The sequence below is a fragment of the Actinomadura sp. BRA 177 genome (genome assembly GCF_013372625.1).
Taxonomy (GTDB): domain Bacteria; phylum Actinomycetota; class Actinomycetes; order Streptosporangiales; family Streptosporangiaceae; genus Spirillospora.
Genome location: NZ_JABXFD010000366.1, coordinates 1 through 4,795, shown reverse-complemented (window position 1 = coordinate 4,795; position 4,795 = coordinate 1). Strand labels below are relative to the sequence as shown.

Here is a 4,795-nt window from a genome sequence, read left to right as displayed (position 1 = left end):
CCGCCGGGAAGGCGCTGCTGGCCCCCGCCGTCACCCGCCGCCTCATCGGCGAGTTCGCCCGGCTGCGGCCCGCCCGCCCGAACCGGACGTCCTGGACGCCCTCACCCCGCGCGAGACCGAGGTGCTGCGCCTGGTCGCCGGCGGCCTGGCCAACGCCGAGATCGCCGCCCGCCTCGTCGTGGGGGAGGAGACGGTGAAGACGCACGTCAGCCGGATCCTGCGCAAGCTCGGGCTCCGCGACCGCGTGCAGGCCGTCGTCGCCGCCTACGAGAGCGGCCTCGTCCGGCCCCGCACCGGCCGCTGAACCCGGACCGGCCGCTGAACCCGGACACGGGACGGGCCCGCGCCGTCACCGGCACGGGCCCGTCCCGCCGAAAGATTCCCTCGTTCGCTATGCGGACTTCCTGCGCCCCGCCCGCAGGATCGCCAGGCGCTCGGCGAGGACCTCCTCCAGGTCCTCCACGGTCCTGCGCTCCATGAGCATGTCCCAGTGGGTCCGCGGCGCCTTCCCCTTCTTGGCTTGGGGAAGCTCGCCGTCGACCCGCAGGGCCATGGCGCCGCAGCTGCGGCATTCCCAGGTCATCGGCACCTCGGCCTCGGCTGCGAGCGTCACGGTGAACCGGTGGCCCTTCGTACAGGTGTAGTCCACCTCTTGCCGAGGGGCCAGATCGGTGTTGCGATCATTCTCGTAGCTCGTCGCTCCGAGTCGGGTGCCGCGAAGTGCGCGCTCGGCCATCGTCACGTGCCTCCCAGACGGCTTGCGGTCTTGCCCTGACCAACGCTGAACACCCCGTCAAGATTCCCGCGCCCGGGGTGATCCAACCCTGCAGTTTCCGGCCGCCCCGGGCCGCCGCCGCCGAACCTGCGGCCGCGCGCGCTAGCCGCGCGACGTGAGCACCGCGTCGACCAGTCCGTACTCCTCGGCCTCCGCGGCGGTGAAGTACCGCTCGCGGTCCAGGTCGCGCCGCACCGTCTCGGTGTCGCGTCCGGTCGCCTCGGCCAGGATCGCCTCGGTCTGCGCCCGCAGCCGCAGCACCTCCCGCGCCTGGATGTCCAGGTCGGTGGCGTAGCCGCGGGACACCTCGATCGCCGGCTCGTGCAGTAGGATCCGCGCGCCGCGCAGCGCCTGCCGCCGTCCCGGCGAGCCCGCCGCCAGCAGCACCGCCGCCGCCGACCCGGCCTGCCCGACGCACGTGGTCTCGATCTCGGGCCGGACGTAGCGCATCGTGTCGCAGATCGCCAGCATCGCCGTCAGCGACCCGCCCGGCGAGTTGATGTACAGCGAGATGGGCCGGTCGGGGTCCATGCCCTCCAGCGCCAGCATCTGCGCGGTGACGTCGTTGGCGCTGATGTCGTCCACCGGCGCCCCGAGGAACACGATGCGGTCCTCGAACAGCCGGTTGTAGGGGTTGGTGTCCTTGCGGCCGTAGCTCGTCTGCTCCTCGTACTCGGGGACGAGGTACCGCCGTTCCGCACGTGTCATGTGCCCACCCGGTCGGTGCTGTCGATGACGTGATCCACGAAACCATAGTCGCGGGCCTCCTCCGCGGTGAACCACGCGTCCCGGTCCCCGTCGGCCTCGATCTGCTCCAGCGGCTGCCCGGTGTGGAACGCCGTGCGCTCCGCCAGGGTCCGCTTGAGGTAGAGCGACTGCTCGGCCTGGATCTTGATGTCGGACGCGGTGCCGCCGATCCCGCCGTGCGGCTGGTGCATCATCACCCGCGCGTGCCGCAGCGCGTACCGCTTGCCCCGCGTCCCCGCGCACAGCAGTGTCTGGCCCATGGACGCCGCCATGCCCATCGCCACGGTGGATATGTCGTTCGGGACGAACTGCATCATGTCGTAGATCGCCATGCCCGCGTCGACGACCCCGCCGGGCGAGTTGATGTAGAGGGTGATGTCGCGCTGCGCGTCCTGCGCGGCGAGCAGCAGCAGCTGCGCGTTGACCCGGTTGGCGAGCCGGTCGTCGATCTCGCTGCCGAGGAAGACGATCCGCTGCGCGAGGAGCCGCTCGTACAGCTGCGCGTCCGCCAGCTGCGGCATCTCCGCCACCTTGGCCCGCGACCTCCCCGTGAACGTCTCCGCCCGCCGCTCGCCGTCCCCTCGCCGTGGCTCGCCGCTCATGCGCCCTCCTCGATCATCTGTACAGTACGTACGCTATGTACTCATGCACGCTAACGCGGACGGGCCGGGGCGGCCAGGGGAAGAGCCGGTGTTTCGCTATACGATGAATCACGTGGATGTTCCGGTAACCGAAGCACGTGCCCAGTTCGCGGACCTGGTGAACCGGGTCGCCTACACCGGCGAGCCCGTCAAGCTCACGCGGCGCGGCAAGGTGATGGCCGCCCTGGTCTCCCCGGAGGATCTGGAACTGCTGGAGGCGGTCCGCGCCCAGCGCCTCGACCTGGAGGTCGGCGGCACGGTGCCGCCCGGGCAGCCGTCGCGTCCCGCGGAGCGGCCGCGTCCCGCGCCGCCGATGCGCATCGCGGCCGAGTACCGCCCGCCCGGCTTCAACCGCTAGGCGCGGTCACCCGGCAGGCGGGCGGCCGGGCCGGGGGTGTGCCAGAGGCCGCGGGCGGTCATGATCCGGCGGAGGGTCTGCAGGTCGTCGGTGATGATGCCGTCGATGCCCAGGTCCAGGAGGCGGGCCATGGCGGCGGGGTCGTTGACCGTCCAGGCGTGGACCTGCAGGCCGAGGCGGTGGGCGTGGTCGATGAAGGCCTCGGTGACGAAGGGGACGGGGCCGAGGCCGTAGGGGACCTGGGCGCAGGCGACGCCGGTGGCGGCGAGGCGGACGAGCTTGGCGGCGGGGCCGCCGTAGGACCGGGCGCGCAGCGCCATCAGGCCGCGCGGGCCGAGGGCCGTGCAGACGTCGCGGTCGGTGAACAGGGGGAGGCGGGCGCGCATCTGGGCCAGCCGGCGGGTGGAGAACGAGGTGATGCACACCCGGTTCCAGGCGCTCGTGCGGTGCAGCGTCGCGGCGAGCGGCCCGATGACGTGGGCGTCCTTGAGGTCGATGTTGAAGCGGGAGCGAGGGAAGGAGCCGAGGACGTCCTCCAGGCGGGGGATGGGCTCGGTGCCGGCGATGCGGGCCTTGGCGACCTCGGCGTAGGGGAGCCGGGACAGGGTGCCGGTGCGGTCGGTGACGCGGTCCAGGGTGCGGTCGTGGAAGGCGACGACCACGCCGTCGGCGGTGGCGTGGGCGTCGGTCTCCAGGTAGCGGTAGCCGAGGTCGGTGGCGCGCTGGAAGGCGGCCATCGAGTTCTCCGGGCGTCCCGCGCCGCCGCGGTGGGCGAAGGGGATCGGCCCCGGATGGTCGAGGAAGTCGTACGAGCGGCGCACCCGTCCGATTATGGCGGACCCCGCGATGAAGCCTGACCTTACTACGTAAAGGGCGGCGGCGTGGTGCTACCGTCGCCACTCGATCAACCGAGGAGCGACGATGGCGGACGTGAACGACTACCGGGCGACGTTCGAGCTGGTGGACGTCGACGGCGACGGCTACATCTCGACGGCCGAGCTGAAGAACCTGATGACCAAGCTCGGCCAGGACATCACCGAGACCCGCGCGGTGGAGGTGGTCGTGGCCGCCGACGCCAACCGCGACGGCAAGATCTCCCTGGCGGAGTTCACCGCGCTGATGGAGCGGACGGCCCGTCCCTGAGCCGGTCAGGCCGGCCGGCGGCGGAGCTTGAGGGCGTTGTCGGTGCGGGTCATCGTCCGCCCGTCGGGCGCGGTCTGGAGGCGCTCGTGCTCGCCGCTGTGCAGCACCTCCCATTCGCCGTCCGGGAGGCCGAGGGACGTCAGGACCTCGTCCGCGCCGGGCAGGTGGACGTGCGGGTGGGCGTCGGGGTCCCAGGGCGGCGGGCCGGAGTGCCCGGCGATGAACAGGATGCCGCCGGGCGCGACGGCCGCGGCGGCGGTGCGCAGGATCTCCTCGCGCGGCATGCCCTCGGCGGGCGTGTGCAGGAACATGGCGGTGACCAGGTCGTAGCTCACTTCGGGGAAGGACACGGCGAGGTCGTGCCGCTGCCAGTCGACGCGGCCGGCGACGCCCGCGTCGCCGGCGTGCTGCGCGGCGCGTTCCAGGGCGGTGCGGGAGATGTCGGTGGCGGTGACGCGCCAGCCCCGCCCGGCGAGCCAGATGGCGTCGGCGCCCTCGCCGCAGCCGAGGTCCAGGGCGGTGCCCGGTTCCAGGCCGGTGATCTCCTTGACCAGGATGGCGTTGGGGTCGCCGCTCCAGACGTGCTCGTGCCCGGCGTAGCGGGTCTCCCAGAACTCTTCGTTGCTCATGGTGTCGTCCATGCCCAGATGATGCGGCCGCACTGGCCGGAATCGCGAATCGTGTTGCCGTTCCGGCAAAAATCGCAGGGTCGCCGCGGCGGCGAGGGCGGGTGCCGCGGCGAGGGCGTAGCAGAGCGGCAGCGGGAACGCGTCCAGGAACACGCCGGTCGCGGCCGTCCCGCCGGCCGCGCCGAGGTTCAGCCCGGTGTTGACCCAGGCCGCCGCCCGCACCCGCGCGGCGGGCGGCGCGGACGCGTCGGCGATCAGGTAGGCGCTGGTCAGGGTCGGGCCGATGAACAGCCCGGCCGCGCACGCCGCCAGCGTCAGCACGAGGATGGACGGTGCGAGGCCCGCGGCGGCCAGGGCGGCGCCGAGCGGGCAGAGCAGCAGGGCGGGCCGCGCGCGGCCGGGCAGGGAGCGGGCCGGCGCCGGGCCTGTAGCCCCAGCCTACCCTGCCGACGAAAACGACAGGGAGACTCGCGAGGTGTGCGTGCGCAGAAAGAACATAAAA

At 72.7% G+C, this 4,795-nt stretch carries 7 protein-coding genes and 1 pseudogene; 3 read left to right on the top strand and 5 right to left on the bottom strand.

Annotation, left to right across the window (positions count from 1 at the left end; genetic code table 11):
- Positions 1-304 (top strand): annotated as a pseudogene (locus HUX53_RS20775) (response regulator transcription factor); the annotation flags it as partial.
- 87 nt (positions 305-391) lie between these two features.
- On the opposite strand, the gene HUX53_RS20770 reads toward HUX53_RS20775, so the two are convergent.
- From HUX53_RS20770 to HUX53_RS20760, 3 genes are all read right to left on the bottom strand, one after another.
- The gene (locus tag HUX53_RS20770; protein WP_176404884.1) at positions 392-736 is read right to left on the bottom strand and encodes an RNA polymerase-binding protein RbpA; all 345 of its coding nucleotides are present in this window, start codon (positions 734-736) and stop codon (positions 392-394) included.
- A 141-nt stretch (positions 737-877) separates the two neighbouring features.
- Entirely contained in the window at positions 878-1,483 is a 606-nt protein-coding gene (locus HUX53_RS20765; RefSeq protein ID WP_176404881.1) for an ATP-dependent Clp protease proteolytic subunit, read from the bottom strand.
- Positions 1,480-2,043, bottom strand: coding sequence for a ClpP family protease (locus tag HUX53_RS20760; RefSeq protein WP_176404883.1), 564 nt, complete (start codon positions 2,041-2,043; stop codon positions 1,480-1,482). Before HUX53_RS20760 ends, HUX53_RS20765 begins: the two co-directional genes overlap by 4 nt.
- Before the next feature lie 193 nt (positions 2,044-2,236).
- Here HUX53_RS20760 and HUX53_RS20755 point away from each other — a divergent pair, with 193 nt between their 5' ends.
- A complete protein-coding gene (locus tag HUX53_RS20755) occupies positions 2,237-2,521 on the top strand; it encodes a type II toxin-antitoxin system Phd/YefM family antitoxin (protein ID WP_176404880.1) in 285 nt (94 codons plus the stop codon).
- Here HUX53_RS20755 and HUX53_RS20750 read toward each other — a convergent pair.
- Positions 2,518-3,342: a glycerophosphodiester phosphodiesterase gene (locus HUX53_RS20750; RefSeq protein ID WP_176404879.1), complete on the bottom strand. Its 825-nt coding sequence runs from the start codon at positions 3,340-3,342 to the stop codon at positions 2,518-2,520. The genes HUX53_RS20755 and HUX53_RS20750 overlap by 4 nt on opposite strands.
- Before the next feature lie 100 nt (positions 3,343-3,442).
- Here HUX53_RS20750 and HUX53_RS20745 point away from each other — a divergent pair, with 100 nt between their 5' ends.
- The gene (locus HUX53_RS20745; RefSeq protein WP_176404878.1) at positions 3,443-3,664 is read left to right on the top strand and encodes an EF-hand domain-containing protein; all 222 of its coding nucleotides are present in this window, start codon (positions 3,443-3,445) and stop codon (positions 3,662-3,664) included.
- Between the two features lie 5 nt (positions 3,665-3,669).
- On the opposite strand, the gene HUX53_RS41365 is transcribed toward HUX53_RS20745, so the two are convergent.
- Entirely contained in the window at positions 3,670-4,698 is a 1,029-nt protein-coding gene (locus HUX53_RS41365; RefSeq protein WP_255205458.1) for a bifunctional 2-polyprenyl-6-hydroxyphenol methylase/3-demethylubiquinol 3-O-methyltransferase UbiG, read from the bottom strand.
- Positions 4,699-4,795: the final 97 nt, after the last annotated feature.